This window comes from Desulfohalobium retbaense DSM 5692 (assembly GCF_000024325.1).
Lineage (GTDB): Bacteria > Desulfobacterota > Desulfovibrionia > Desulfovibrionales > Desulfohalobiaceae > Desulfohalobium > Desulfohalobium retbaense.
Genome location: NC_013223.1, coordinates 2,701,628 through 2,727,691, shown reverse-complemented (window position 1 = coordinate 2,727,691; position 26,064 = coordinate 2,701,628). Strand labels below are relative to the sequence as shown.

The following is a 26,064-nucleotide window of genomic DNA, read 5'->3' as shown; positions in this document are numbered from 1 at the left end:
TGTTGCAGAATTCCCCTTTCTCTTCTCTGAACATCGTTGTCTGTTTTCCCGTGTCGAACCGGGGCCTGAGTATTTTGGTTCTTTGACGGATTCTGTGGATTTTTGGAGTTTGCCGTCTGAAATTCCATGCCCTGTGACGAAGAGCCAGTATTTCTGTGTGCGCGCAACCGCAGGATTTTGCAGGTGATCCGTCTCCGTATTGGTTCAAACTTTGCGCAAGGTCCTCAAGGGTTGCCATCTGATCCGAGAGCGGTATGTTGCAATTGCCCTCCTCGGGGTGTCTGTGCCGAATCTGAGCAAGAAGGGGGATCTATGCGACGCCTGTTCAAACCGGCCCTGTTTGTAGCGCTCGGCCTGGTCCTGGCGTTTCCGCTTTTCAGCATGGCCTATTATACAATGGTCAGGACCTCGACGCCGCAGTTCTGCGCCTCCTGCCATGAGATCGAATACGCCTACAACACCTGGAAGACGTCGACCCATGCCAACAATCCCAAGGGGTTTGTGGCCGATTGCATGGATTGTCACCTTCCAGCCCCCCACGACACGTTCGATTTTTTCTACGCCAAGACCTACCACGGTATTAAGGACGTGGTGAAACACTTCACCATGGATACCTCCAAATACGATCACGAGAAGAACCGGGAACGGGCCTATGAGGACATCGATAACGCCCAATGCCAGAAATGCCACCGGAATCTTCTCGAGATGCCCTATAAGCGCGGGGCGATGCTGGCCCACAAAGCGGTGCTCTATCCCCGGCCGGGGTATGAAAAAAAATGCGTCGATTGTCACGACGATCTGGTCCATTTTCCGAAGGACAATTACGCCTATGACCCGGAAGTCCAGGACCGGAACAGCGGTTCGTTGTGATGTACATATGTAGTGCAAGGCAAAGGAGGAGAGGGATGTTCAGGAAATTACGGTTTGTCAGCCTCATTGTGACGGGCATATGTCTGGCCGGAGGTTTGGCAGTCCAGGCCCAGCAGGGCAACGGGACGGTCCCGGCGGGGAAGAATATGCTCAAGGAAAAAGAGTTCCGCATCGAGCGGTCCATGTCCAAACAGGCCCAGGCGTGTATCCAATGCCACAAGCAGGAGACACCGGCTATTTTCAGTGATTGGGCCAAGAGTCGTCACGCTTCGGCGAATATCACCTGTCTGGACTGCCACCAGGCGGAGGAACACGAACCGGGTGTCTCCAAGAGCCACTACGAACAATACAAGCGCTCGGACATCAAGTGGGGGACCAAGGAATACCGTGTCCCTGTCGCGGCCATGGCCACGCCCAAGGATTGCTCCCGTTGTCACCCCGACGAGGTCAAGCAGTACAGCAAGAGCAAGCACGCCAACACCCTGGAGATCATCTGGAAGATCGACCCCTGGCTCAACGACGGGATGAACTCCGATTGGGAGCGTTCCTCCGGTTGTTTTTATTGCCACGGGACCGTGCTCAAGAAAGGGCCGGAAGGCAAACTCGATCCCCAGACCTGGCCCAACGTCGGCGTGGGCCGGATCAATCTCGACGGCAGCAAGGGCAGTTGCACCAGCTGTCACACCCGGCACCGCTTTTCAGTCATGGAGGCTCGCAAACCTGAAGCCTGCGGGCAGTGCCACCTCGGTCCGGACCACCCGCAGATCGAGATCTATATGGAGTCCAAACACGGTGATATCTACACCGCCTTCGGCGACGAGTACGAATGGAAGTCCGCTCCCGGGACCTGGACACCGGGTGTTGACTACCGGGCCCCGACCTGTGCCTCCTGTCACATGTCCGGTGCGGGAGAGGTCATGACCACCCACGACGTCACTGAACGGCTCTCCTGGGAAACCCAGGCCCCGCTGACGGTGCGTCCGGAAAACTTCAAGCCTTTCCCGGCCGACACCAACTGGAAGGTCGAGCGGGAAAAGATGCAGGAAATCTGCATGCAATGCCACGGCGAGACCTGGGTCAAGGACCACTACGCCAAACTGGACAAGAGTGTTGAAGAGTACAACGAGGTCTATTTCAAACCAGCCAAGGCAATGCTGGACAAGCTCTATGCCGAAGGACTGCTCGACGACAGCAAGTTCTTCGACGAAAAGCTCGAGGTGGATTTCTACGAACTCTGGCACCACGAAGGCCGCCGGGCCCGGATGGGTACGGCCATGATGGCCCCGGACTACTCCTGGTGGCACGGGTTTTACGAGTGCAAGCACAGTTTCAACGAGTTCATGGCCGAGGCCCAGCATCTCCTGGATACCGGGCAAAAGGCCCATAAGTATGAAAACTTCCCCAATGCCAACGGGGATACGACGCGCCCCGAGGTCCTGTTCGGCGACAAGGACTAGCGTGGGAAAAATATGGATGCGATCAAGAAAGCCGGGCTCAAGGCCCGGCTTTCTTGATCTGGACGGGCGTAATCACGGCTTTTGGCACGACATCAATTTGTGGCGGGTCCGTTTCTTTTGATGCAGGTCAAAGTCTTTGGCGGCCGGAAAGGGCATTGTGCAATTGCCAGGCCGGGAACCCGGCCGCGCACAAACGTATCCCTCAGACATGGAGGTTGGTATGCACCACACACATCTGTACGACAATCCGATGGGCGAGAAAGCCCCCAAAAATGTCCTGGTTCACGATTCCCCCTATTTCAAGATCATCAATTTCAATCTCAAAGCTGGCCAGGAAGTCCCCGTGCACAGCCACGACATCGAAGGTCAGCTTTCCGTGACGGTCATCGAGGGCAACGGCGCATTCCTGGGTGCGGACAATGCGACCCTGCCGGCCCGCGCCGGGGACGTTCTGGTGGCGGACATCAGCGAGCCCCACGGCTTTCGCGCCGAGACCGACATGCGGGTCCTGGTGACCATCGCGCCGCCGATCTAATCCAGAAGGATATCCTTTGCCCCTCTCCTCCTCTCCCCTGCCGGACCACCCGGCGGGGGATTTTTTTGAAGCGGCATTTGTGAGAATCCAGAGAAACGCAGTGCACCCAGATTTTTTGGTTCTTTGACGGATCCTGTGGATTTTTGGAGTTTGCCGGCTCTTCAGCCCAGGGCCCTCAGCAATGCGGACTTGTCTTCACGACGGAATCGTTCCAAACTCCAGGGCTCCTTACTCAGCTGAGCGCCCAGGTGCCGGGGGACGATGTAGGCCCAGGCAGCGGCGGTCGAGCCGCCAACTGTGCTCACGGTGACCGGGCGGAGCTCGTAGAGCGGTCCCTCGAATTCGTCCAGCCGGTGCCAGAGCGCGCCTGGCAGGTCGGGCAGCACCACCCCCTCAACCTGGCCGCCGGGGCACGGGAGTATGCCGGGATAGGTTGCCTGGCGCACCCGGTAGCGGGCAAATCCCCGGAGCAGGGCCTTTTCAGCCTCAGGGGGTGCTGTGCCGGTGACGGCGAAAAAGACTTCGGCGTCCATCAACGTGCCGTAAACAAACAAACTGGCCATGGGATTTCCTTGTTCTGGAGCTCGGGGGCGCGATCCCGGGAAGCCATTGAAAAGTACCGGTTCCCTTCCCTGGTTCTAGGGTTGGCATTCGTGCGGCAACGCAGGCCTTGCCGCTGGATTGCCCGGTGACAGAAGCATGCGCTGTGCAGAGCGAATTGGGCCTGACAATGACGGGAAAAACGCTGCAGGTGTCGGCCATCGAAATTGTCCCCCCCCCAATGAGCGGATATTCCGAAAAAATGAAAGGGGAGCCCCCCTTTGACAATCTCCCCGGCAAAGCCCATTTTGTGGAAAATTTCCGGCGTTGGGGCACGGTTTGCGCCAGCTTCTCTGGGCGAATCGCTCAGCCCCTTCCCGTGCAAGTCGCGGTCAATTTTTCCCCAGGCGGGGGAGCATCGTCTGCTCAATCGCAGCGGAGTGTTGTGACAGGCGAACGCCTCCGAACACATGCTGCGCTTCGCCGCCCGGGGCATTGCCGCAGTCTTTTTAACAGGATGATCTTCCATGCAACGGTGTCTATTTCTGGTTGGTGTCGCAAGCATTGTTTTGACCGGCTGTATGCCGTTTCATCCTCCTGCGCGCAATTCCACTGCGCCGGTGCCCATGCCCGAGACCTTTGACAGCGAGGCGCAAGAGCAGGCTGTACCGGCGCCGTGGTGGAAAGCCCTGGACAGTCCTGAGCTCAATCGTCTGGTCCAAACCGCTCTGGAACACAATTTCAGCATCCGTTCGGCCTGGGCTCGTCTGCGCCAGGCCCGGGCCCAACTGGACCGGGCCGAGGCAAGCCTGTGGCCCAGCCTTGAGGGCTCGGGCACGGGGGAGCGGACCCGGTCCTACCGGGAACAGACGGATATGACCACTTCCGCGAACGAGATGTCCTACGGGGTGAGCGCTTCCTACGAACTCGATCTCTGGGGCCGGGCGCGCTCGGCGCGGCAGGCCCAGGTCCTGAGTTCCAGCGCCAGCCGGCAGGATGTCGAAGCGGCAGCAGCGAGTGTCGTGGGACAGATTACGGCCACCTGGCTCGAGACGCTCTCGCTGCGTGAGCAGGTCCTGCGCTTGCGCCGCCAGATCGCGGCCGAAAAAAAGGTCCTGCGCTTGCAGCGCATCCGTTATGAAAACGGGGCCATTGACGGCCCGACCCTGACCCGACAACGGCGGCAAGTCGCGGCCACCGAAGGCAGTCTGCCGGATTTGCAGGCCCGGCTGGGCCGGGCGCGAAACGCCCTGGCCACCCTTGTCGGCGTCTCGGGACCTGACGCGCTCTGCCTGGAGCAGGAGCGGTTTCCTGATCTGCTCCCCCTCCCTGAAGCCGGCCTTCCAGCCCGCCTTATGGCCGAACGTCCGGATATTCAGGCCGCCTGGCTCAAACTCCGGGCCGCGGACTGGGAGGTGGCCGTGGCCCAGGCGGACATGCTCCCCAGTCTTTCCCTGTCCGCGGGCCGGACCTACACCAACGACATGTTCAGTCTGGATTGGACGAGCTGGATCTCACGATTGACCGGCAATCTGACTGCGCCGCTGTTTTCCGGCGGGCGCCGACTGGCCGAGGTCGAACGGACCCGGGCGGTGGTTGAGCAACGCGTTGCCGATTACGGCGAGGTCGTGTTGGAAGCATTTCAGGATGTCCGTGACGCACTGGTCAACGAAGAGACGCAGCGCAGGGCTGTGGCCCAGACCCGGCGGCAGCTGCAAGCCGCCCGTCAGGCGCTGTCTCAGGCTCGCTTGCGGTATGCCAACGGTCAGAGCGGCTATGTGGATGTGGTTGCCGAACAGGCCAGCGTGGCCCAGTTCGAACGGCAGCTGGTCCAGCAACGGGCACAACTCCTGACGGAGCGCGTCGGCGTCTACCGTGCCCTGGGCAATGCCTGGACCGATTCCCTGAGCGCTTCCGGGAAAAGCGTCTCGAGAGCTGGTTTTCAGAAAGGACATATGGAGCAAGAGCAATGAGCCGTTTCCCACGCCTGAAAGTGGTTTTTAAAGGACTGGTGACGCTGGTGATTTTGGCCGTGGGTGCTGCGGTGGCCCTGTATTTTGTCCAAAACCGCCCCCACGTCGAGCGGGGCGAACGGCCCACTCCTCCACCGGTGGTGGTGGAAACCATTCCCCTTCGGCCGACCACGGTCCAAGCCTCGATCACGGCCATGGGGACGGTGCAGCCAGCGCAAAAGACCGTGGTCCGGGCCCAGGTGGGCGGGACGGTCACCGCGGTCCATCCCCAATGGGGACCGGGAGGCCGTGTGACCGAGGGCGAGACCCTGGTGCGCATTGATCCTGCCGACTACAGGCTGGCCGTAAAGCGCAAGGAAAGCGCTCTGGCCCAGGCCGAAGCGGATCTGGCTCTGGAACAGGGACAGCAGGAGATCGCCCGTCAGGAATGGGATATGGCCCGCAGAGCGGACAATGCGACGCTGAACAAGACTTCCCTCGCCCTGCGAAAGCCCCAGCTCAAAAAGGCCCGGGCCCAGGTCCAAAGTGCCCAGGCTGATCTGGAGCAGGCCCGGCTGGATTTGCGCCGGACCACCGTCACGGCCCCCTATGACGGCCTCATCCTCGAGCGCCATGTCGACCGCGGCACTGCGGTTTCCGCCCAGGGGCAATTGGCGACACTGGTCGGAACCGGGAGCTATTGGATCGCGGCCCAGGTCCCCGTGGACCGGCTGGTGGCCATGTGTATTCCGCCGGGACAGGCCGCGGGAACAGAGGTCACGGTCCGCTCCCAGACCGGCAGTGCGACCTGGGAGGGCCGGGTCCTGCGCTGTACGGGCAGTCTCAGCGGCCAGGCCCGGATGGCGGAGATCCTGATTTCCGTCTCCGATCCGCTGGGTATCGAGACCACCCAGGAAGCGGGGCTGCTTCTGGGGGATTATGTGGAGGTGGTCATCACCGGGCGGAGCTTTGAAGAGGTGGCCCGGGTGCCGCGGTCGGCCCTGCATCAGGGCAATCAGATCTGGCTTTACCGGCAGGGCCGTTTGCGGGTCAAACCTGTTGAAGTGCTCTGGAAGAGCGCCACGGATGTGATCGTGCCCTTCGACTTTGCAGAGGGCAGCCGCCTGATCGTTTCGGATCTGACGACACCGGTGGAGGGCATGAGCCTGCGCCGGGCGGGTCTTCTCGGAGAGGGCGAGGCCGCCAACGCCACGCAGACCAGAGCTGAGAACGCCGGAGGCGATTCATGAACGAATCGGCGAGTCCGAAGCGCGGCCCTCTGGCCTGGATGGCCGGCAACACCGTGGCCGCGAACCTGCTCATGCTGGTCCTGCTGGTCGGTGGCTTGATCATCGGCCAGAACGTGACCCAGGAGGTCTTTCCGGAATTCTCCCTGGACACGGTATCCATCTCCGTGCCCTACCCCGGCGCGAGCCCCGAGGAGGTCGAATCCGGGATCATTCTGGCCCTGGAAGAGGCGGTCCAGGGAGTCGAGGGGATCAAAGAAGTCCGCTCCACAGCCTCCGAAGGCGTCGGCCGGGTGACCGTCGAGGCCCAGGAAAGCGCGGATCTCGACCGTTTGTGGCAGGATGTCAAAGCTGAAGTCGATCGCATCAATACGTTCCCGGACGAAGCCGAAGAACCGAGTGTGACCATCGCTTCCCGGCAGCGGGAAGTCATTTCCTTCGTTCTCTACGGCAGTCAGGACCAGCATGTGCTGCGCAACGCCGCGGAACAGACCCGGGATGCGCTGTTAAACGATCCGGGCATCACTCAGGTCGATCTGGTCGGGACCCGGGATCTGGAAATCAAGATCGAGGTCCCGCAGGAGCAGCTCCGGCGTTACGGCCTGACCCTCGGGGACATCTCCAGCGAAGTCCGCAATACCTCCCTGGAGGTCGGGGCCGGGACCCTGGAGACGCCGGGTGGGGATATCCTCGTCCGGGTCAAGGATCTGCGGGAAACAGCGCGGGAGTACCGGCAACTCCCGATTCTCAACGATACCAACGGCAGCCGGATTCTGCTTGAGGATATCGGCAGTGTGACCGATGGCTTTGCCGACACCGACGCCTGGGCCAGCTACAACGGCCAAAAAGCGCTCATGATCGAGGTCTACCGCGTCGGCGACCAGACCCCGGTCGGGGTGGCCACTGCGGCCAGAAAGGTGGTCGAAGCGTTCAATGAGGAACTGCCGGAACCGTTACAGATCTCGGTGGTCCGTGATCTCTCCGAAATCTTCAATCAACGCGCCGAGCTTCTGCTCAAAAACGCCTTTCTCGGCCTGGGTCTGGTCTTTGTCCTGTTGGCCATTTTTCTGGAAATGCGGTTGGCCTTCTGGGTCAGTCTGGGCATCCCCATTTCTTTTCTGGGCGCCTTTTTGTTCCTGCCGTTGACCAGTTTCAGCATCAACATGGTGACCATGTTCGCCTTTATCGTGACCCTGGGGATCGTGGTCGACGACGCCATCGTCGTCGGAGAGAATATCTACGCCCAGCGAAGACAGGGGCAGCCCCTGTTTCAGGCCGCGGTGGCCGGGGTCCGTGAAGTGGCCATGCCGGTGACCTTCAGCGTGTTGACTAATATGCTGGCCTTTTTGCCGTTGTTTTTTGTCCCCGGCATGATGGGCAAGATTTTCCGTTCTATCCCCATCGTCGTCGTCTGTGTTTTTCTGGTGTCCCTGATCGAGAGTCTGCTGGTTCTCCCCGCCCACCTCGGCCACCAGCGCCCTGGATGGCGTGCAGGTCCCCTGGCGCCGCTGGCCCGGTTGCAGGCGGCGTTCAGCGACCGCTTCGAGCGTTTCGTGGCCGCTGTCTACGGCCCCTTTCTCCGTTTTGTTCTGCGCAACCGCTATAGTGTCCTGGCCGTGGCCCTTGCGGGGCTCATGGCCACCGTGGGCTATATCCAGTCCGGTCGGATGGGCCTGGTACTCTTTCCCACCGTGGAATCCGACTTCGCCTATGTTGAGGCTGTCTTGCCCTACGGAACGGCGGCCGAGCGGGTGCGGCAGGTCGAGACGCGCCTGGTCCAGGCCGGTCAAGAGGTGGTGGAGGCAAACGGAGAGGAACAACTCGGTGAAGGGATCTTTTCCCGGGTCAGTGAGAACACGATCACCATCCGGCTTTTTTTGACCGACGCCCAAACCCGCCCCCTGAGCACCTCGGAAGTAACCCGGGCGTGGCGTGAGCAGATCGGTCCACTGCCCGGGCTGGAGTCCCTTGAATTCCAGGCTGACCGTGGCGGGCCGGGATCGGGGAAGGCACTCACGGTGCGTTTGAGTCACCGCAATCAGGAGACGCTGGAAACCGCCGGCCAGTCTCTGGCTGAGACCCTTGAGGACTATACCGGGGTCAGCGACATCGACGACGGCTCGGCCCAGGGCAAACGGCAATACGATATCCACCTCCTCCCGGCCGGACGCCGGGCCGGACTCAGTTCCCGTGAAGTGGCCAATCAGGTCCGCTACGCCCTGTACGGCGCCGAAGCGGTCAAGCTGCAGCGGGGCCGGAACGAGGTCACGGTCCGCATCCGCCTGCCGCAGGACCAGCGCCGCCGCGAAGCGACGCTGGAGAATCTCGTTCTCCAGTCTCCCCGGGGCGAAATCCCGCTGCGTGATGCGGCGCGTTTGGTTCCCGGCCGGGCCTACACCGCCATTTCCAGAACGGAGGGGCGGCGGGTTATCGCGGTGACCGCCAATGTCCAACCGCGTTCCAGAACCGAACGGCTGGTCCAGGAACTCAAGGCCGAGGTCCTGCCCCAACTGGCTTCGCGGTACAAAGGGTTGTCCTTCAGTTTCCAGGGGCGTCAGGCGGATATCCGCGAGAGCGTCTCCGCGCTGATTTACGGGCTGCTTTTGGCCCTGCTCGGGATTTACGCCATGCTGGCCATCCCGTTTAAAAGTTATCTCCAACCGCTGATCATCATGATCTGCATCCCCTTTGGCCTGGTGGGCGCGGTCTTGGGGCACCTGATCATGGGCTATTCCTTGAGTGTCATGAGTCTGTTCGGGGTCGTGGCCCTGGCCGGGGTTGTGGTCAACGACTCCCTGGTGCTCATCGATTTCGCCAACCGGCGCCGCCGTGCGGGAACCTGCACGGTGCAGGCCGTGATCAACGCCGCCAAACAGCGCTTCCGCCCCATTTTATTGACCACCTTGACGACATTTGGGGGGCTGGCGCCGATGATCTGGGAGACCTCCATGCAGGCTCGGTTTCTGATCCCCATGGCCATTTCCCTGGGGTACGGCATTGTCTTTGCTACCACGATTACCCTGCTTTTGGTCCCCTGCCTGTATCTCATCCTGGAGGACGGCAAACGGCTGGCGGGGCTGCCCTCGTCCGTGGCCGCGGAGGATTTGCAGTGTTGAGGGGGTTGGTGAATTTAGGAATTTAGGGATTGAAGGATTCAGGAATTGAAGAATTGAGCATTGAAGCATTGAAGAATGTGAGGCGTAACGGTTGCGCTCCATCCAAATCGGTATCGGGATCGGTATCGAAATCGATCCGTTTTTGCCCCCGAAGCCGACAGCAATTTCTCTGTTCCCGTGGCTCGGGTCTTCCCGCGTCACGGCCGTGTTTTTTTTCAGGCCCAAGACCAGCAAACTGTGAGGCCAGCCATGCTGCGCAATTTTCTTTTTCCAGTGTATGCGAAAAGTCCTGTGAATACGGTTCTGGCCCAGGCGGAATTCATCCGTTCCTTTGAACCGGAAAAGGTCTACCTGCTCTATGTGGCCTCCGGAAACAGTTCGCGCCCGATCAAGCGGATCGACCGGATCGAAAAGGGCATGCGCGAACTCGGGCTGCCGGTGGAGCGCCTGGTGCGCTACGGTCATGTGCCCAGCCAGGTCGTGACGACGGCTGAGGCAACGCAGAGCATCATCTGTTTTACCAAAAAATGGAAAAATCCGATCAAAAAGGCCGTGGCCGGGAGCGTCATCAGCGATGTGGTCCGCATGAGCGACGAGCCGATCATGATCTACAAAAGGGGCTTGTCCGCTCATACCGGGGGAGTGCTGCACAGCAGCATGTACGCCACGGATTTCAAGCACTCGGACAAGACCTGTATCCAGTATATTCGGCACAAGGCCTTCAAGGCCCAGCGACTGATCTTACTCCATGTGGGACAACGGGCGCCGGATCCGGAGACGGAAAAGAAACGACTGGAGAATGTTTACGCCAATCTGGCCCGGCTGGCCTCTGAATGCCAGAACGGTTTTGAAAAAATCGAGAAACGAGAGGTGCTGGGGCTGGGCGTGGAGCGCAAGATCCTGCGCCAGGCCAAAAAGGAGGAGATCGATCTCCTGGTCATCGGCAAGATCGACGCTCGGGGCATCATGAGCCGGTTCACTGGCTCCACGGCGGAAGCGATTTATAACCGGGCTCCCTGTTCAGTGCTCGTTATTCCCAGCAAGAGGTAAATCATGCGCGGGTTTGTCAAGAAAAACGTGGTCTTCTTCACGGCCTGGACGATTTCCCTGGCCATTATCGGCATCGGTGTCTTTGATCCCGATGTGCTGGACTCTGTCTCGGCGCTGCTTCATGCCTATATCATTGATAACTTCGGTTGGGGCTATCTCCTGGGCTCCCTGTTTTTTCTCGTCTTCAGCGTCGTTCTTGCCAGTAGCCGCTTCGGCCGGCTCAAACTCGGCCACGATCACGAGAAACCGCAGTACAGCTATTTCGGTTGGTTCAGCATGCTCTTTGCCGCGGGTATGGGCATCGGCCTCATTTTTTGGGGAGTCGCCGAACCATTGAGCCACTTCGCTCACCCTCCGGGGTATATCGAGCCCCAATCCGGGGATGCGGCCGCCTTTGCCATGCGCCACAGCTTCTTCCACTGGGGTTTGCACCCGTGGGCGGTGTACATCGTCATGAGTTTGTCCGTGGCCTATTTTTCGTTTCGCCGCGGCATGCCGCCGCTGATCTCCAGTTGTTTTTATCCGCTTCTTGGCGAGCGGATCTATGGGCCGCTGGGGCATCTCATCGACATTCTCTCGGTCCTGGCGACAGTCTTCGGTATCGTGACCTCCTTGGGGCTGGGCGCCTTGCAGATCACCAGCGGGCTGGCCAGCGTCACCCCTCTGCCGGACGCCTTTTCGACCACATTGGGGGTCATCGGCATCGTCACCGTGCTCTTTATGATCTCGAGCATGACCGGCCTGGACAAGGGCATCCAGATCCTGAGCAAGACGAATATATTGCTGGCGTTGATGCTGTTGGCGTTCATGCTCATTGTGGGCCCGACAGCCTATATCTTCAATGTGCTGACCACCACCTTGGGCGGCTATTTCAGTGCCCTTCTGGATATGAGCCTCTCCAGTAATCCCTTCCAGGGGTATGAATGGACCAAGTCCTGGACCCTTTTCTACTGGGCGTGGTGGATTTCCTGGGCCCCGTTCGTGGGGCTGTTCGTGGCCAGTATCTCCCGCGGGCGGACGGTCCGGGAGTTCATCCTCGGGGCCATGCTCGTGCCGACCCTGCTGACCTTCATCTGGTTCAGCGTCTTCGGCGGAGCAGGCCTCCATCTTCAGATTGAGGGCCAGATCGATATCGCTGGCAAGGTGGCCGAGAATGTCTCCGTGGCCCTGTTCCAGCTCTTCTCCTATTACCCCTTGAGCGGGGTCCTGACCATGATTGCGGTTTTGCTGCTGATGGTCTTTTTTATCACCTCCGCCGATTCCGCGACCTACGTCCTGGCCATGATGACGTCCGGCGGGGCGCTGCGCCCTTCGAACTGGAAGAAGATCAGCTGGGGCGTAACCGTTTCGGCCACCGCCTGCATCCTCCTGTTTTCCGGGGGCCTGGAGGCATTGCAGCGCATGTCCATCACGGCGGCCCTGCCGTTTACGATCATCATGCTCGTTTTGTGTTATTGTCTGTGGCTGGGCATGCGCTATGAATGGCGCCAGCCGCATACCAAGACCATGGATCTGGACGAGGAGGGCTGAGCCGCCCGGGGCCAGAGATATGCCACATGGTGGAATAGCTCAGAAGACGGAAGCCTGTAGAGGGAAAGAGAAGAGGCGCTGTTGGCCATCGGTATCGGTATCGAAACCGATGCTGTTTTAGCCTGCGCAGGCAGCACGACGAGGCGCTGGCCACCAGTAAATGAAGAGCACCCTCTTCCCATGAAATCAGGCCACAACCCAGACCGTGCAGTCCCGGGCGCAGTGGATGATCTTGCTCGAGACACTGCCGAACAGGAATTCCTCAGCCTTGGACACCCCGCGCCGGCCGACCACGGCTGTGCCGTACTCCCCCGCCTGGAGATAGCGCATGATCTCCTGGGCGATGCTCGTGCCCCGGCTGCATGCCGCCCCTTCGGAAAGAAACGGCGAACTGCAGCTGTCCAGGTATTGGACATCCACAGCGGACTCGGGAAGCCCTTTGTCCTTGAGGAGCTGCCCCGCCTGGGCCAGAAAATCGCGCATATCTCGGCGGTGGGCCTCGCAACTCGTTTTCCAGGCCCCCTCATCCGCATAATAATCCCGGTCCGGGAGCCGTTCGATGTACAGCAGGGTTACCCTGAACGGGACCTCGCCGCTTGAGGACAGCAGCGCCCCCAGGACATCCCCGGTGTAGGTCACGGCTCGCAGGGCGTTGTCCGACGCGTCCACAGCGATCAGGAATTTTGTGGTGTCCATGGCTCCTCCTTTCCTGGCCTTGCGGCCGTATTCCCTGGAGGGGTGTTTTCTATGCAGGTAGCAGCGGTTCAGGCTGCCGCCACTGCGAACCGGTTATCGATGTCTCGGCCCTTGGCTCAGGGCTGTCCAAAGCCGTTATCCGGGCTGTTCCTGTCCCTCGTTGGAGAGGGGTGTTGCCCGGATATCCTCCATCAGTTCCTCGACTGAATCGTAAAAAACCTCCGAGGCCTGGGAAAAACGCATCAAAATCCTGTTCAGCGCCGGCGGGATATACGGAAACAGCTTGCCCAGATTGACCAGCCGGGTTCGGAAAACAAGGGAGAAGTCATCCGCTGTAAACCGCGTTTCCGGGGCCAGGTCGTTGGCCATGTAGACCCCTTTACCGACCAGAAAGAGCAGGATGTTGCCGAGACCGAAGATGTCCAGGCCGAAGGGGTTTTCGTGGAAGGCGTAGTCGTAGTCGAAGTCGATCCAGCGGTAGGCGTCGCTCCGTCGTTCAACCCAGATGTGGTCGCTGCGGATGTCGCCGTGCCGTTCCCCGTGACCGTGGAGAAACGCGATGGCCTCACAGCAGCCGAGAAATTTTTCCAGGAGTTGCGGGAGATACGCGGTAAAATACTCCTTGTGTGGCACTTCGATGGCGTCGACCCATTCGTCGAGACGCCGTCCGCGGATAATCTCCAGGATGCGGACGATATTGCCCCGGCTGTCCCGGGCGGCCACCCCCTGCATGAACCGCGGATCGTCCCTGACGAGATCGAGGATTCGGGCTTCCTTGCGTCCGCTGCGGTAACTGTGGACCCGAACGCTGCCGATGCGTTCCTCGAAACGTTCGTGGAAGACGAGTTTCAGGATCCTGGAGTCGCCGCCCTCCAACCAGCGGCACCGTTTGACCCAGAATTTGGGATCTTCGAGTCCGAATTTGCGTTCTGCCTCGTTGTTGAGCACCAGGTAGTGCTGTCCTTCGAGAACGATAACATCACCGTAGTCGATTCCAGCGAAATTACTGGTGTCGGTCACCAACCGCCGGCAGTACCGGCGCGGGAATTGCGGATAGTAGTTCGCGACCAGATTGTGGACAGATTCGGCCATGGGCGACCTCCGCTGGGTCACAAGCCCGACTGGTGGTTTTTCGGAGTCACCTGAGCCATATCACGGCATAGCTTCGCTGTCCGCCGTAATTTTTCTTTTTTGCCATCGATTCCGTAGGGGCAAAACAGTTCGAAGAAAGAAGACCGTGTACGGATGACGAAAGACGCTACAGGCGCCATTCGGACCGTCATTGCCCGGCCCGGGAGGTGCAGTGCAGCACAGGCGAGGCTTACCGGGCAATCCAGTAGCGCTGTCTCAGTTGCCGCAGGCTTCGGACATCGTGGCGGTCTAGGGCAGAAGAGCGATCCCGATCCCGATAGCGATTTGGATGGGTACCGTAGCTGCTTTTCTTTTCGTCTCCAGTCTTCTGTCCTCCGTCCACTGCCATCCGTCCTCTGTCTTTCGTAAGAATCCCTTGCCGCCCTCTGTCCTCCGTCACCCGCCCGTCACCTGCGGCCCACAATTCCGACCAATCAGGGCTGTAAAAGGTTTGACAGGAGGTTCACTCTTGACTATGAGAACAGTTATTGTTCGCAATAGTGTGCAATATAACGAGAAAAAACCATGGGGCTGTTTTTGAGCTGCTGGAGCAGCTTCCTGCCAGTGCCCGCGATTACGGATGCAAAGGAGATACTTTTTCATGTTCAATCGGATAAAAAGTCTTCAAGGCAAGATCATGGGCCTGTCGCTCTTGGCCGTGGTGACCACGATGACGGTCGTGTTGGGGGTGTTATTTTTTCAGCACCACGCGCTGGAAAAGGACCTCCACAGCGAAGTCCGAAGGACCGCTGAGCGGGAATTGGAGAATGTGGCCGAGGGCCTGCAGGCTATGGTCAAGTCGCAGGACGAGGCGGTGCGCCAGAAAGTCCAGGCCGATCTCAATGTGGCTCAGGAACTTTTACGCCGCGAGGGCGGCGTCGCCCTCAGCGAGACAAACGTCACCTGGTCGGCGGTCAACCAGTATTCCGGGGACAGCAACCAGGTCGATTTGCCGCAGATGGAACTCGGCGGGCAATGGCTGGGCCAAGTCCAATCCTTCAGTCGGAACGTTCCGCTGGTGGACCAGGTTCAAAATCTCGTTGGCGGAACCTGTACGGTGTTTCAGCGCATGAATGAAAGCGGGGATATGCTTCGGGTTGCCACGAATGTGGAAAAGAACGACGGCAACCGGGCCATCGGCACCTTCATCCCGGCCACCAATCCTGATGGCCGAGCCAATCCTGTGGTGCAGACCGTTTTGCGCGGGGAGACCTTTTACGGACGGGCCTATGTGGTCAACGACTGGTATCTCACGGCCTATTCGCCTTTGACCGACAGCACAGGGCGCGTCATCGGCATCCTGTATACCGGTGTGTTGCAAGAAAATATCAAATCCCTGCGTAAGGGGATCATGAATGTCGATTTGGGTGAAGAAGGGTACGCCTTCGTGCTCGGGGGAAGCGGAGAACAAAAAGGCGAATACCTTATTTCCAAAGGGGGCAAACGGGATGGGGAGAATATTCTCGACGCCACTGATGATAATGGCACCCCGTTTGTCCGCGAAATGATTGAAAAAGCCAAGGCTGCCGATGGGGACGTGGTCTATTACCGCTATCCCTGGAAAAACGCCGCCGATACGGTGGCCCGGGAAAAAGTGGCCGCCTTGGTCTATTACGAGCCCTGGGACTGGGTCATCGGAGCGAGCGTCTACCAGGATTTTTATGAACAGATCAAAAACCGTCTCGACGGATCTGTGGAAAACATGGTCCGGATCATGCTCCTCAGTGGCCTTGTTCTGGCGGTGGTTCTGATCGCCCTGTCGTACTGGCTTTCCAGGTCGCTGGCCAAACCGATCAAGCGAATCGTCGCTGGGCTCTCCAGCGGGGCCGAGCAGACCGCTTCCGCTTCGACACAGGTTTCCTCCTCGAGCCAGAGCATCGCCGAAGGCGCGAACGAGCAGGCGTCGAGCCTGGAAGAAACCTCGTCCAGCCTCGAGGAACTCTCCTCCCAGACGCAGCAAAACGCCAGCAACGCCGCTCAGGCCGAGCAAGCCATGGATGAGGCCGGAACTGTGGTGAGCGAAGGTGTCCAGGCCATGCAGCGGATGAGCACGACCATCGGAGCCATCAAGGAGTCTTCGGAAGAGACCTCGAAGATCATGAAGACCATTGACGATATCGCCTTTCAGACCAACCTGCTGGCTTTGAACGCGGCCGTGGAGGCGGCCCGGGCCGGTGAGGCCGGCAAGGGATTTGCCGTGGTGGCCGAAGAAGTGCGCAGCCTGGCTCAACGTTCGGCCGAGGCGGCGCAGAATACGGCAGCCTTGATTGAGCAGGCCCAGGGGAACGCCGAGGACGGCGTTCAGGTCGCCGGCGAAGTGTCCACCTCATTGGAAAAGATCCAGACCAGCGCCGGACGGGTCGGTACCCTGGTTGCCGAGATCGCGGCTGCGAGCAAGGAACAGTCCCAGGGGATTGAACAGATCAACACCGCGGTTTCCGAGATGGACAAAGTGGTCCAGAAAAACGCGGCCGACTCCGAGGAGACGGCGAGCGCCTCTGAGGAACTCGCTTCTCAAGCCGAGGAATTGCAGCGCGCTGTCGAGGATTTGGTCGGTGTGGTCGAAGGCCGGGCGCGCCGTGAGCAAATGGCGAGGAGTGCAACATCTGCTCCCTCCGGACCAGCGCTCAGAAGCGGGCAAGGCCGGGAGCGTTGGAACCAGGGGCATTCTCCCTCCGCCGCACGTCCCACACAACGCGGTTCCAGAGCGGATCAGGTCATTCCGTTGGATGCGGATGAGAGCTTCAAGGATTTCTAGAAATCTGGCCTCTTGAAGTCGCTTTGCACCAGGCCCGGCAGAGAGTGTTGTGCCGGGCCTGGTGCGTTTAGGGTGCTGGGTTCGATCGTTGCGGCCCGACGCCAATGCCACGACTGGGACCCCACCCCTGCCCCTCCCCTTTGCAAGGGGAGGGGAGCAAAGGCCAGTGCTGACGGTTGGATCTGGTGCCCTTCTTCAATGCAGGCCAACAAAGTCAGTGGACAAAGTTCTGACCTCTACCCACGAGGCCAACACCTCTAGTCGTGAATCGGGTGTGAACGAAGCAGTCTTTACCGTGGCAACAGTCCGAAGAAAGAAGACAGTGGACGGACGACGGAAGACGCCAGAGACGTTAGTCGGACCGTCATTGCCCGGCCCGGGACGTGCAGTGCAGCACAGGCGAGGCTCACCGGGCAACCCAGCAGCGCTGTCTCAGTTGCCGCAGGCATCGGACATCGTGGAGGTCGAGGGCAGAAGATCGATTTCGATCCCGATCCCGATAGCGATTTGGAGAGGCGACGCCGCTACTCTGCTTGCCGCCCCCTGTCCATTGCCCTCCGTCCTCTATCCACAGTCGGAGATGATGCCTTGTGCACCGGTCCAGATCGGAGTAAACTGTGTTTTTTTCTGATCAGGAGAGTGTTGCCCCTGCCCAGGATTTTCTCAATGTTGCTGCGCCCTGCCCTGAAGGTTTCTCCCTTGTCCCTGTTTTTCGGTTCGGCGCGCACTCCTTTTGGGGGAGTGGCAGGCGGTGTGTCCTTGGAACCTTAACCAGAAGTCGATGCCGTATGACCTTAGAAAATTTGACCATAGAAACCATGACCCATTGCGAGGCCGAAGTCGTCAGCAAAGAATTGCAAGGTGAAGACAGTGTCAGCCAGGTCCTCAGTCTGTTGGAACGGCTGCGCCACAACCGATTCCAGGCTGTGGTCTGGGACCAGGACAACTATGTTGGCGGAATCTGGTATAATCCGATTTACAAGCAGTGGACGGCGGAATTTCTTGATGTGGAATGGCGGGATGCTGATGAAGCCGCCTCGGTCCAGGCGCAACTGCTCCAGGAGACCGCCGTTCGAGAGTAAATTTGTCCTGTTCTGACACGGCGCCAAGAAGCGGCGCCTCGTAGATCTTTCGAAGCCCTTGGCGTCAGTCAGGGGCTTTTTTTGTTTTCACGAAGGGAAGAAAGGGATTTGGGAAAATTGAGGAATTGAAGGATTGAGGCATTGAAGAATTCGAAGAAGCCGGATGGCGGAGGACGGAGGACTGTTGACAGCAAGACGGCGAGACTGCGGAGCGTCACAGAAAGACAGCGCCAGGCCGGCGCCTGGCGTGCTGAAGACCGGGCTCAGTGCTTCAGATTGCACCGCTCTTCTTCGAAGTCGGCGTAAAGCAGCGCGATGTCCCGGAATTGGTCCTGGAGGGCGGTAAAGGCGGCCACCAGATCCGGGTCGAAGTGGGCGCCGCTTTCAGATTCGATGACAGCCACGGCCTGATCGTGCGGCAATGGATCCTTGTAGACCCGTTTGCTGATCAGGGCGTCGTAGACGTCGGCCAAGGCCATGAGCCGGCCAGCGAGGGGGATGTTTTTGCCGCGGAGCCCTCTGGGGTAACCCGAACCGTCCCATTTCTCGTGGTGGGTGTAGACGATATCCTGGGCCACTTCGAGAAAGGAGTTGAAGCCGAGCCGTTCAGAGGCCCGGCGCAAGGCTTCATACCCGTAGACCGGATGGAGTTTGATGATTTCGAATTCCTGGGGCGTCAACCGACCGGGCTTGAGCAGGATGTCGTCAGGGATGCCGACCTTGCCGATATCGTGCAGTGGCGCGGACTTGCAGAGCAAGGCAATGTAGCTGGGGGTCAGGATCTCGTGGAACCTGGGGTGGTCGGCCAGGTGCTCCGCCAGGAGCCGGAGATAATTTTTGGTCCGCTGGAGGTGCCCCCCGGTTTCCGGGTCGCGGTATTCGGCCAGGGTGGCCAGACTCTCAATGGTCACGTCCTGTGTCAGAACGAGTTCTCTGGTCCGGCGGTGGACTTCATTCTCCAGCCGTTTGTTCTGGTCATGCAGGGCGGCTCGGGCCTGCTTGAGCTCGAGGTGGTTGTGGACCCGTGCCTTGACGATGGCCGGGGTCAGCGGTTTGCTCAGAAAGTCCACTCCACCGAGTTTCAGTCCGTGGATTTCGCTTCGCGGGTCGCCCAGGGCGGTGACAAAGACAATGGGGATGTCCTTTGTGGCTTCGGTCGCCTTGAGCTGGCGGCAGACCTCGAACCCATCCATGCCGGGCATCATGATGTCCAAAAGGATCAGGTCCGGCAGGGCGGCAAAGGCGAATTCCAGGGCGCTCGGCCCGTCCGTGGCAACAGCCACGTCGTAGTCGTTGCCCAGGATGTCGACCAGGATGTCGACGTTGGCTTCAGCGTCGTCAACAACCAGCACAGTGCTCTCGGAAAGGTCAGGCACGCGGAGTTCCTTGCAGTTTTGACTTGGCGGTCTCCAGTTGGCGCAGGGCGTCCTCAAATCTATAGCGGTCCAGGGCCGATTTCAAGGTACGCATGTCTGCGGCCAAGTGGTGCGGCCAGATGTGGTTTCGCAGATCCTGCCAGGCCGACTTGTATTGCTTGGGTTTGCGCGAGGACACCGCCTGCTGCAGAGTTTCCAGCGCTTCCACAAGCGTGCGGGGGGTGTCGGGGTTTTCTGTAAACTGGAGTGACGCTTCGCCGCGGCCCTTGTCAGCCGAAGAAGGGGCACTTCCTTTTTCCTGGGGAGCCAGGGCAGGAAGCCACCGCTGCAAGGTGGCGAACAATTGGTCGATCCGAAACGGCTTGGCAATGAAGTCGTCCATGCCCGCGGCCAGGCACCTGTTCTGGTCGCTCTTCATGGCGTGACCGGTCATGGCGATGACCGGAAGGTTCTGCAAAAAATGCTTGCCCGTTTTGTCAGCCATGCGGCGCAGTTCCTGTGTTGTCTGGAGTCCGTCCATACCCGGCATCTGGATGTCCATAAGGACGACATCGAAAGCATGTTCAGCGGCGAGTTCCAAAGCCCGTTCCCCGGTATCGGCCAGGGTGACCGCCATGCCAGCCTGTTCGAGGATTTCCTGGGCCACCTCCTGATTCAACAGGTTGTCCTCGACGACCAGAACGTGGGGCTGGTGGTGGGAATTGGCAGCGGGGTCCACGGCCGGTTCGGATTGGGTTTCGGTGGCACTCTCGACCAGGCCAAGCGCCTTGGCCAAGGTGTTTGCCAATGAGGACGGAAAAATTGGCAGCGTCACGTTCAGCGGTGCGTCTTCGGTCCAAGTGGTGTCATTCTGGATGCGGATAACAGGGGCCGAACCGACCGCGGGGTGGATCAGCAAGGGGGTCAAACTCGCCCCGCTCTCGGCAGTGTCCACGAGCAGGACGTCGACATTGGGACAGGCGCCGTCGTCCAACTCCGTCCGCGCCGCATCGGAGTTCGAAGCTTCCAGGCAGGACCACCCCCAGGCGCGAAGAATGTGCCCGATGGTTTTGGTCACCAAAGGCTCGGGCGAGACCGCTACGGCAGTGGCGTCCATCCCGACCACCGGCCCGCATCGGAGCAGAGGCGGTGTGTGCGGCGGCACATCCAAAACAACGCGAAACGTGAAACGGCTTCCCTGGCCGGGGGTGCTCTGCAAGCCTATTTCCCCGCCCATCATTTCCACCAACCGCTTGCTGATGGCCAGTCCCAGGCCGGTTCCCCCGAATTCCCGGGTGGTGCTTGCGTCGGCCTGACTGAAGGCCTGAAAGAGCAGTTCCTGTTGTCCCGGGGCAATGCCTGGTCCGGTGTCTTCGACCTCGAAAATACATTCTGCCTGGGCCTCGACCCACTGCGTCAGGCGTTGGGTGACCTGGATATGGCCGTGCTCGGTAAATTTGATGGCGTTGCCCACCAGGTTGATCAGGACCTGGCGCAATCGCATGGCATCGCCGACGAATCGTTCCGGAGCATTCAGGTCCAGATCGAAGTTGAGCACAATGCCTTTTTGCTGGGCCTCCAGCCCCAACAATTCCGCCACGGTCCGCATCTCGGTTTCGATATCGAATTCGGTCTGCTCCAATTGGAGCTTGCCGGATTCGATTTTGGAGAAGTCGAGGATGTCGTTGATGATGTTGAGTAAGGCCTCGGTTGAGGTATGGACCTTGTCCATATAATTGGCCTGCTTTGCAGACAGATGCGTTTGTTTGATCAAGTGGAGCATGCCCAGAATGGCGTTCATGGGCGTCCGGATTTCGTGGCTCATATTGGCCAAAAAGGCGGATTTGGTCCGGTTGGCCACCTCGGCGGCGTCTTTGGCTTCTTCCAGGGCGGTGTTGGCCTTTTCCAGATCAGTGGTCCGGGCCCGGACCCGCTCCTCAAGTTCAGCATTGAAGGCGTGCAGAGCCTGATCGGCCTTTTTGCGCTGCAGGGCTTCGGCCAGGGCGACGGAGAGATCCTCCGCAGTGGTGCGATCGGTTTCGGTGAACCCTTCGGAAGCGTTGGCCAGGGCGATCAAGCCAATGGTCACCCCTCCTTGCTGCAGCGGCACTCCGAGGAAGTTTTGCAGCGGGATGTGGTTTTCAGGCAGTCCTTCGAAACGAGGATGCTTTTGCGGAGCATTGGTCAACAATGAGGCACCCTGCTGGATAACCGCTCCCCACAGGCCCTGCATGTGCAATCCCTGGAGCTGGTGCGGTCCCTTGTGAGGCGTCCCCTCAGAACCGCTCCACTGCAAGGCCAGGGTATTCACCTTGCCCTCCGGAGTTCGAATCCCGACCCATCCACCGCTGCTGCCGGTCAATTTCAGGGCGGCCTCCAAACCGCTTTCGGCGATTTTGGCCTCGGTATCGCAATACAGGGCGTCATGGAGGATGGTATTGATGGAGGCGAGCAGGTTTTTCTGGCGCCAGATCTCGTCGCGGGCCTGAACCCGCTCGGTGGCGTCGTGGACAATGGAATAGAGCAGGTTACGGCCATAGAGATGGACCGGCCCGCTGTAGACCTCGACAAAGCGGACGCTGCCATCGGCGCGCCGGTGCTGGAATTCGAAATAGGTTCGCCGCTGCCGACGGGCGTTTTGCATTTCCTCTTGGACTTCTCGCTCGGTCAGGGTGTTGATCTCAGCGACATTCATGGACAGCAAAGTAGCTCGGTCCCAGCCATAAAAGGTCTCTGCCGCCGGATTGGCGTCCTCGATTTGGCCGTTTGCAGGATCGATGATGAACATCACGGTATGGTGATTGTTGAAAATGTTTCGGTAGCGGGCTTCGCTTTCCTGAAGCTGGATTTCCAGGGCCCGCCGTTCCGAGATATTGAGCCAGGCCCCGATGATCTCTTGCGGCTGGCCCTGGTTGTCGCGGATGAGCTTGATGCGGTCCTGGACCCAGACCCAGTGCCCTTTTTTATGGCGGATGCGGTATTCGTGAGCCACGCTGCCGGTAGCGAAGAGGTCGGCATTGGCCTCAAACGCCGCGTGTTTGTCCTCGGGATGGAGGTGGTCGCGCCACCAGGACGGAGCCAGCGTTTCCTGAATAGTGTAGCCCAGCAGTTCGCTGACATAGGGCGTTACGTCCAGGACCTGCCAGGAGTCTGGATCGAGGCGGTAGATGACCGCCGGCGCCAATTGGAAAAAATCCCGGAGACGCTGCTGAGCGGCCAACTCCCGCTTTTCAGCCTGGAGCCGTTCGGTGATGTCCTGAAAAATGCCCTGGGTGGCGATTACTTCACCGTTTTGCAGACGGGGGAAGAGATGGGCTTCGGTCTGGATAATCCGTCCAGCCTTGGTGAGCATCGGGACGCGAATGTCGCGAAATTCCCGGCCCTGCAGCAATCCTTGAAAACGATTCCGGCAATGGGAGCGGTGTTCCGGGGCGATGATGTCCTCAAAGAACATCTGCAGTGCTTCATCCTGCGAGTACCCCAGTGTCTCTTCCCAGGCCGGGTTGACGAACTGAAACAGTCCGTCTGGCCCCACGGATTGGATCAGCAGCGGGGCGTTGGTCACCAGGGTTTGATAGCGGTGCTCCGCATCGGTGGTATCCCGGCCCGGAAGCGGGTGGGAACTGGGCAGGTCCAGCCCCACAGCCAGAAGGCGGGGCGTTTCGGTGTCACCGGCGAAAAGCCGACTGTTGGCCGTTATACCGCGATCGAGTTCGAGATCGGTGAAGACCGGGAAACGGTGCAGATGGGCACATAACTTTGCGAGCCACGGCTGCCCTTGCCCGGCAAAATCAGGCAGTTTTTGTCCCGGGAGAAGGTCGGCCGATGTCTGGAGCAAAGCCGCCGCGCTGGTGTTGGCGGCAATGATGCAAAGCGTGTGGTCCAAAACCAGAAACGGCGCACGGGAGGCCTCGGCACAATGGCGGGCGAGACGGCGTTCAGACGGAGTCGGGGCTGAGGGCATCGGCAATCGTCCTTGTCTGCGGCAAAAGGCTTGGTGGTCTGAAGGTGCGTGAGGTGTGACCCCGATCTTTTGGATGGGTGCTTTTGGTAGCGCCCGAGTCCTGCAAGCTGTACCCTAAGCTGTTCCGTCGGTCTATCCCCGGGGGAGGGAGGTCAGAAGACGGTAAGGAAAGCAGCGGCGACGCTCCATCCAAATCAGGATCGGGATCGGTATCGAAATCGATCTTCTGCCCTCGTCCTCCACGATCTCCAAAGCCTGCGGCAACGCAGACAGGGCAGCTGGATTGCTCCATAAGCATCGGCAACAGCGCGTTTTCAGTAAATACGTACGTCGGCTCCGGCGGAGCCGAAGCCGACACAACATGTGCTTGCTGAGCGCCATGAACGCGGTTCTTTGATCATCACCAGCAATCTCGGCTTTGGGGACTGGACCCAGGTTTTTGGCGACGCCAACCTGACAGCGACCCTTCTGGACCGGCTCACCCACAAGGCCCACATCATTGAGTGTTCTTGGCAGAGCTACCGGCTACAGGAGGCACTGCAAGGCCAGGCAAGTAACTAAGACCGGCCGCTTCCCCACCCCCTGGGGTGGGGAAGGCTACCCTGAATCAATCCCAGGGGGGGTCAGATTTGCGTTATCACGCCTGGTCAATTTTGGGTTGTCACTAGGAGGGTTACAATTTGCGGTGATTACGCCTGGGCAGGGGGCCAAACCCTGCCTTTAGACCGTACGGGGCCAGACGTTGTAGGGCCGCCATTTTGGGGGCAAAATGGGCGTTCTAAGCTTCATAATGGGGTGTTGGGAGGGCGTTTTTTCTTTGAGCGCAGGGGGTTGCGTAGGCCCGACCCCAGTGCGTCCGGCTCATGTGACCCCGGTGCTCACGACCCCAGTGCTCACCATTTGCGGCTGGCGCGACGTTCGTTCGTGGGAAGAGGCAAAACTCACGGATGCAAGGGGTGTTGCTGATTTGGCGTGGCGTCTCCTTCCAAGCGCCAGGGAAAGGTGCCGACCGCATATAATGGAATATTGAGGATCCGGTCGTCTTTTTTCAAATTGGCCAGGGAGGTGCGGCCGAGATAGGGGGGATGGAATTTGGCATCAAACGCCTGGAGGCTTTTGCTTCTCGTATTAATCCCTGCTTTCACCTCTAGGGGGAGCACTTGCTCGGAAGTTTCGACCACAAAATCAACCTCTGCCCGCCCCTCACTTTCCCAATAGTACATACGGCAATTCCGAGAAGCCTTGAGTTCCTGGAGCACATAATTTTCGACCAAAGCGCCCTTGAATTCGCGAAAAATGTCCTCTCCCTGGACCGTCAATTTGGCCGGAAGGCCGGCAAGGGCTCCCAAAAGGCCGACGTCCAGGCAATAGAGTTTAAAAATGTTTTCCCTGCGATAGGCATGAAGCGGACGCTGTACTGTACTGATCCGAAAAACACGATGGATAAGCCCTGCATTTTCCAGCCATTGCAAGGCATTCTCAAAATCCCGCATCCGTGCGCTCTGTTTGAGGGCTTTGAAGACGAATTTTTTATTTTCTTTCGACAATTGACCGGGTATCGAATCCCAGATCATGCGTAATTTGGGGATGTCTGGTCCAGCAGCGTATTTGGAAAAATCGAAAGCATAGGCGTTGAGTATCTCGTTTTGGACCTCTCGGACTTCGTCCAGGTCATTGTTTTGGGCATACACGGCGACAACCTCAGGCATGCCGCCAGTGAAATAGTAAAAGCGCAGGTAGTGTAACAGTTGTTTGTGCAGCGGTTGCGGGTAAGGTTGGGGTGGACCGGCGCGAAGCACGAGGTCTTTGAGTGCACTTTGTCCTAGGGCGTCAAGAAATTCGAAAAACGTCAGTGGGTAGAGATCCAAAAAGTTGACTTTGCCTACCGGAAACGAGTCCGGCCCAGAGAGGGCGATGCCCAACAGCGAGCCAGCTGCGACAATATGGTACTCCGGAAGCTGTTCATGGAAATATTTGAGGGCGTTGAGCGCCCTATTCGACGCCTGTATTTCGTCAAAAAAGATCAGATCTCTTCCCGGGCGTATGTGTTGGCCGGTGTATATGGCGAGGTTTTGCACAAGTTGTCTGGCGTCCAGGGTTTCCGTAAAAAAATCGGCAACAGATCTGTCGCGCTCAAAATTGATAGTAATGAGGTTGTCGTATTCCGTGCGGCCGAATTGCGTAATCAGGTGGGTCTTACCGGTTTGCCGTGCGCCTCGGAGCAAAAGCGGTTTCCTCCGTGCCGAGTGCTTCCAGTTGACGAGGTTGGTGTAGAGCGCGCGCTTCATATAGACTCCCTGAAACGATGCCTGCACTGGTATGCAAGCAGTGTTGGATGCAGACTCCGGGGAGGTACCGGCGCTCCGGTTGCCCAGCGTTTTTTGCTGGTCGTGCCTGGGACGATTCGCGTGCTGCTCCCCAGTGAGGGAAGGCTACCAAAAATGGCGTGGCTGTCAATATGAGGTTGCTAAAATGTGCAAGCTTGCCATTTTTAGGATCGTTAAAAGTGCATAGCCGCCAGAGGGAGAATTTTCTTCGGGTTTGCAAGGCGGATCTGCCTTGGCCGGCGGGCCTGGCCTTGGCGGTGGGCAGTTTTGGGTGATCACGTCTGGGGAGAGGGGGCCAAGCCCTGCCTTTAGACCGTACGGGGCCAGACGTTGTAGGGCCGCCATTTTGGGGGCAAAATGGGCGTTTTAAACTTCATAATGGGGTGTTGGGAGAGTGTTTTTTCTTTGAGCGCAGGGGGTTGCGTAGGTCCGACCCCACGCGACACGCGATGGG

17 protein-coding genes are annotated in these 26,064 nt (G+C 59.2%); 11 read left to right on the top strand and 6 right to left on the bottom strand.

Annotated elements, in window-relative coordinates:
* Positions 1-312: 312 nt before the first annotated feature.
* The 3 genes from DRET_RS11930 to DRET_RS11920 all read left to right on the top strand — a co-directional run bounded on the left by DRET_RS11930 (position 313) and on the right by DRET_RS11920 (position 2,862).
* Positions 313-870 (top strand): cytochrome c3 family protein, encoded by a 558-nt coding sequence (locus DRET_RS11930; protein ID WP_015752800.1) that lies wholly within the window; start codon positions 313-315, stop codon positions 868-870.
* 35 nt (positions 871-905) lie between these two features.
* Complete coding sequence (locus DRET_RS11925; protein ID WP_015752799.1) at positions 906-2,327, top strand: multiheme c-type cytochrome; 1,422 nt, start codon at positions 906-908, stop codon at positions 2,325-2,327.
* Between the two features lie 220 nt (positions 2,328-2,547).
* Positions 2,548-2,862, top strand: coding sequence for a cupin domain-containing protein (locus tag DRET_RS11920; protein ID WP_015752798.1), 315 nt, complete (start codon positions 2,548-2,550; stop codon positions 2,860-2,862).
* Between the two features lie 161 nt (positions 2,863-3,023).
* Here DRET_RS11920 and DRET_RS13170 read toward each other — a convergent pair whose 3' ends face one another.
* A complete protein-coding gene (locus DRET_RS13170) occupies positions 3,024-3,425 on the bottom strand; it encodes a gamma-glutamylcyclotransferase family protein (protein ID WP_015752797.1) in 402 nt (133 codons plus the stop codon).
* Between the two features lie 504 nt (positions 3,426-3,929).
* On the opposite strand from DRET_RS13170, the gene DRET_RS11910 reads away from it, so the two are divergent.
* From DRET_RS11910 to DRET_RS11890, 5 genes are all read left to right on the top strand, one after another.
* The gene (locus DRET_RS11910; protein WP_015752796.1) at positions 3,930-5,375 is read left to right on the top strand and encodes an efflux transporter outer membrane subunit; all 1,446 of its coding nucleotides are present in this window, start codon (positions 3,930-3,932) and stop codon (positions 5,373-5,375) included.
* A complete protein-coding gene (locus DRET_RS11905; protein WP_015752795.1) occupies positions 5,372-6,604 on the top strand; it encodes an efflux RND transporter periplasmic adaptor subunit in 1,233 nt (410 codons plus the stop codon). The genes DRET_RS11910 and DRET_RS11905 overlap by 4 nt, the downstream gene beginning before the upstream one ends.
* A complete protein-coding gene (locus tag DRET_RS11900; RefSeq protein ID WP_015752794.1) occupies positions 6,601-9,717 on the top strand; it encodes an efflux RND transporter permease subunit in 3,117 nt (1,038 codons plus the stop codon). Before DRET_RS11905 ends, DRET_RS11900 begins: the two co-directional genes overlap by 4 nt.
* Before the next feature lie 249 nt (positions 9,718-9,966).
* Complete coding sequence (locus DRET_RS11895; protein WP_015752793.1) at positions 9,967-10,767, top strand: universal stress protein; 801 nt, start codon at positions 9,967-9,969, stop codon at positions 10,765-10,767.
* 3 nt (positions 10,768-10,770) lie between these two features.
* Positions 10,771-12,297, top strand: a complete 1,527-nt coding sequence (locus DRET_RS11890; protein ID WP_015752792.1) for a BCCT family transporter — start codon at positions 10,771-10,773, stop codon at positions 12,295-12,297.
* A gap of 186 nt (positions 12,298-12,483) precedes the next feature.
* Here the strand turns inward: DRET_RS11890 and DRET_RS11885 are convergent, their stop codons facing one another.
* Positions 12,484-12,993, bottom strand: a complete 510-nt coding sequence (locus tag DRET_RS11885) for a universal stress protein (protein WP_015752791.1) — start codon at positions 12,991-12,993, stop codon at positions 12,484-12,486.
* Positions 12,994-13,128: 135 nt separating this feature from the next.
* Positions 13,129-14,085 (bottom strand): protein kinase family protein, encoded by a 957-nt coding sequence (locus DRET_RS11880; protein ID WP_015752790.1) that lies wholly within the window; start codon positions 14,083-14,085, stop codon positions 13,129-13,131.
* A gap of 640 nt (positions 14,086-14,725) precedes the next feature.
* Between DRET_RS11880 and DRET_RS11875 the strand changes: the two genes are divergently transcribed.
* Both DRET_RS11875 and DRET_RS11870 read left to right on the top strand, forming a co-directional pair.
* Complete coding sequence (locus DRET_RS11875; protein WP_015752789.1) at positions 14,726-16,882, top strand: methyl-accepting chemotaxis protein; 2,157 nt, start codon at positions 14,726-14,728, stop codon at positions 16,880-16,882.
* A gap of 788 nt (positions 16,883-17,670) precedes the next feature.
* Positions 17,671-17,964, top strand: coding sequence for a hypothetical protein (locus DRET_RS11870; protein ID WP_015752787.1), 294 nt, complete (start codon positions 17,671-17,673; stop codon positions 17,962-17,964).
* Positions 17,965-18,227: 263 nt separating this feature from the next.
* Here DRET_RS11870 and DRET_RS11865 read toward each other — a convergent pair whose 3' ends face one another.
* Entirely contained in the window at positions 18,228-19,340 is a 1,113-nt protein-coding gene (locus DRET_RS11865) for a response regulator (RefSeq protein WP_015752786.1), read from the bottom strand.
* Positions 19,333-23,283, bottom strand: a complete 3,951-nt coding sequence (locus DRET_RS13165; RefSeq protein ID WP_015752785.1) for a PAS domain S-box protein — start codon at positions 23,281-23,283, stop codon at positions 19,333-19,335. The genes DRET_RS11865 and DRET_RS13165 overlap by 8 nt, the downstream gene beginning before the upstream one ends.
* Before the next feature lie 363 nt (positions 23,284-23,646).
* Between DRET_RS13165 and DRET_RS11855 the strand changes: the two genes are divergently transcribed.
* Positions 23,647-23,844, top strand: coding sequence for an ATP-binding protein (locus tag DRET_RS11855; RefSeq protein ID WP_041282048.1), 198 nt, complete (start codon positions 23,647-23,649; stop codon positions 23,842-23,844).
* 380 nt (positions 23,845-24,224) lie between these two features.
* Here the strand turns inward: DRET_RS11855 and DRET_RS11850 are convergent, their stop codons facing one another.
* Complete coding sequence (locus DRET_RS11850; RefSeq protein WP_015752784.1) at positions 24,225-25,571, bottom strand: ATP-binding protein; 1,347 nt, start codon at positions 25,569-25,571, stop codon at positions 24,225-24,227.
* Positions 25,572-26,064: the final 493 nt, after the last annotated feature.

Coding starts and splice junctions, on each gene's coding strand:
- DRET_RS11875 (WP_015752789.1), top strand. CDS start 14,726: ATGTTCAATCGGATAAAAAGTCTTCAAGGCAAGATCATGGGCCTGTCG.
- DRET_RS11925 (WP_015752799.1), top strand. CDS start 906: ATGTTCAGGAAATTACGGTTTGTCAGCCTCATTGTGACGGGCATATGT.
- DRET_RS11880 (WP_015752790.1), bottom strand. CDS start 14,085: ATGGCCGAATCTGTCCACAATCTGGTCGCGAACTACTATCCGCAATTC.
- DRET_RS11850 (WP_015752784.1), bottom strand. CDS start 25,571: ATGAAGCGCGCGCTCTACACCAACCTCGTCAACTGGAAGCACTCGGCA.
- DRET_RS11900 (WP_015752794.1), top strand. CDS start 6,601: ATGAACGAATCGGCGAGTCCGAAGCGCGGCCCTCTGGCCTGGATGGCC.
- DRET_RS13170 (WP_015752797.1), bottom strand. CDS start 3,425: ATGGCCAGTTTGTTTGTTTACGGCACGTTGATGGACGCCGAAGTCTTT.
- DRET_RS11930 (WP_015752800.1), top strand. CDS start 313: ATGCGACGCCTGTTCAAACCGGCCCTGTTTGTAGCGCTCGGCCTGGTC.
- DRET_RS11885 (WP_015752791.1), bottom strand. CDS start 12,993: ATGGACACCACAAAATTCCTGATCGCTGTGGACGCGTCGGACAACGCC.
- DRET_RS11895 (WP_015752793.1), top strand. CDS start 9,967: ATGCTGCGCAATTTTCTTTTTCCAGTGTATGCGAAAAGTCCTGTGAAT.
- DRET_RS11870 (WP_015752787.1), top strand. CDS start 17,671: ATGACCTTAGAAAATTTGACCATAGAAACCATGACCCATTGCGAGGCC.
- DRET_RS11910 (WP_015752796.1), top strand. CDS start 3,930: ATGCAACGGTGTCTATTTCTGGTTGGTGTCGCAAGCATTGTTTTGACC.
- DRET_RS11920 (WP_015752798.1), top strand. CDS start 2,548: ATGCACCACACACATCTGTACGACAATCCGATGGGCGAGAAAGCCCCC.
- DRET_RS13165 (WP_015752785.1), bottom strand. CDS start 23,283: ATGCCCTCAGCCCCGACTCCGTCTGAACGCCGTCTCGCCCGCCATTGT.
- DRET_RS11890 (WP_015752792.1), top strand. CDS start 10,771: ATGCGCGGGTTTGTCAAGAAAAACGTGGTCTTCTTCACGGCCTGGACG.
- DRET_RS11905 (WP_015752795.1), top strand. CDS start 5,372: ATGAGCCGTTTCCCACGCCTGAAAGTGGTTTTTAAAGGACTGGTGACG.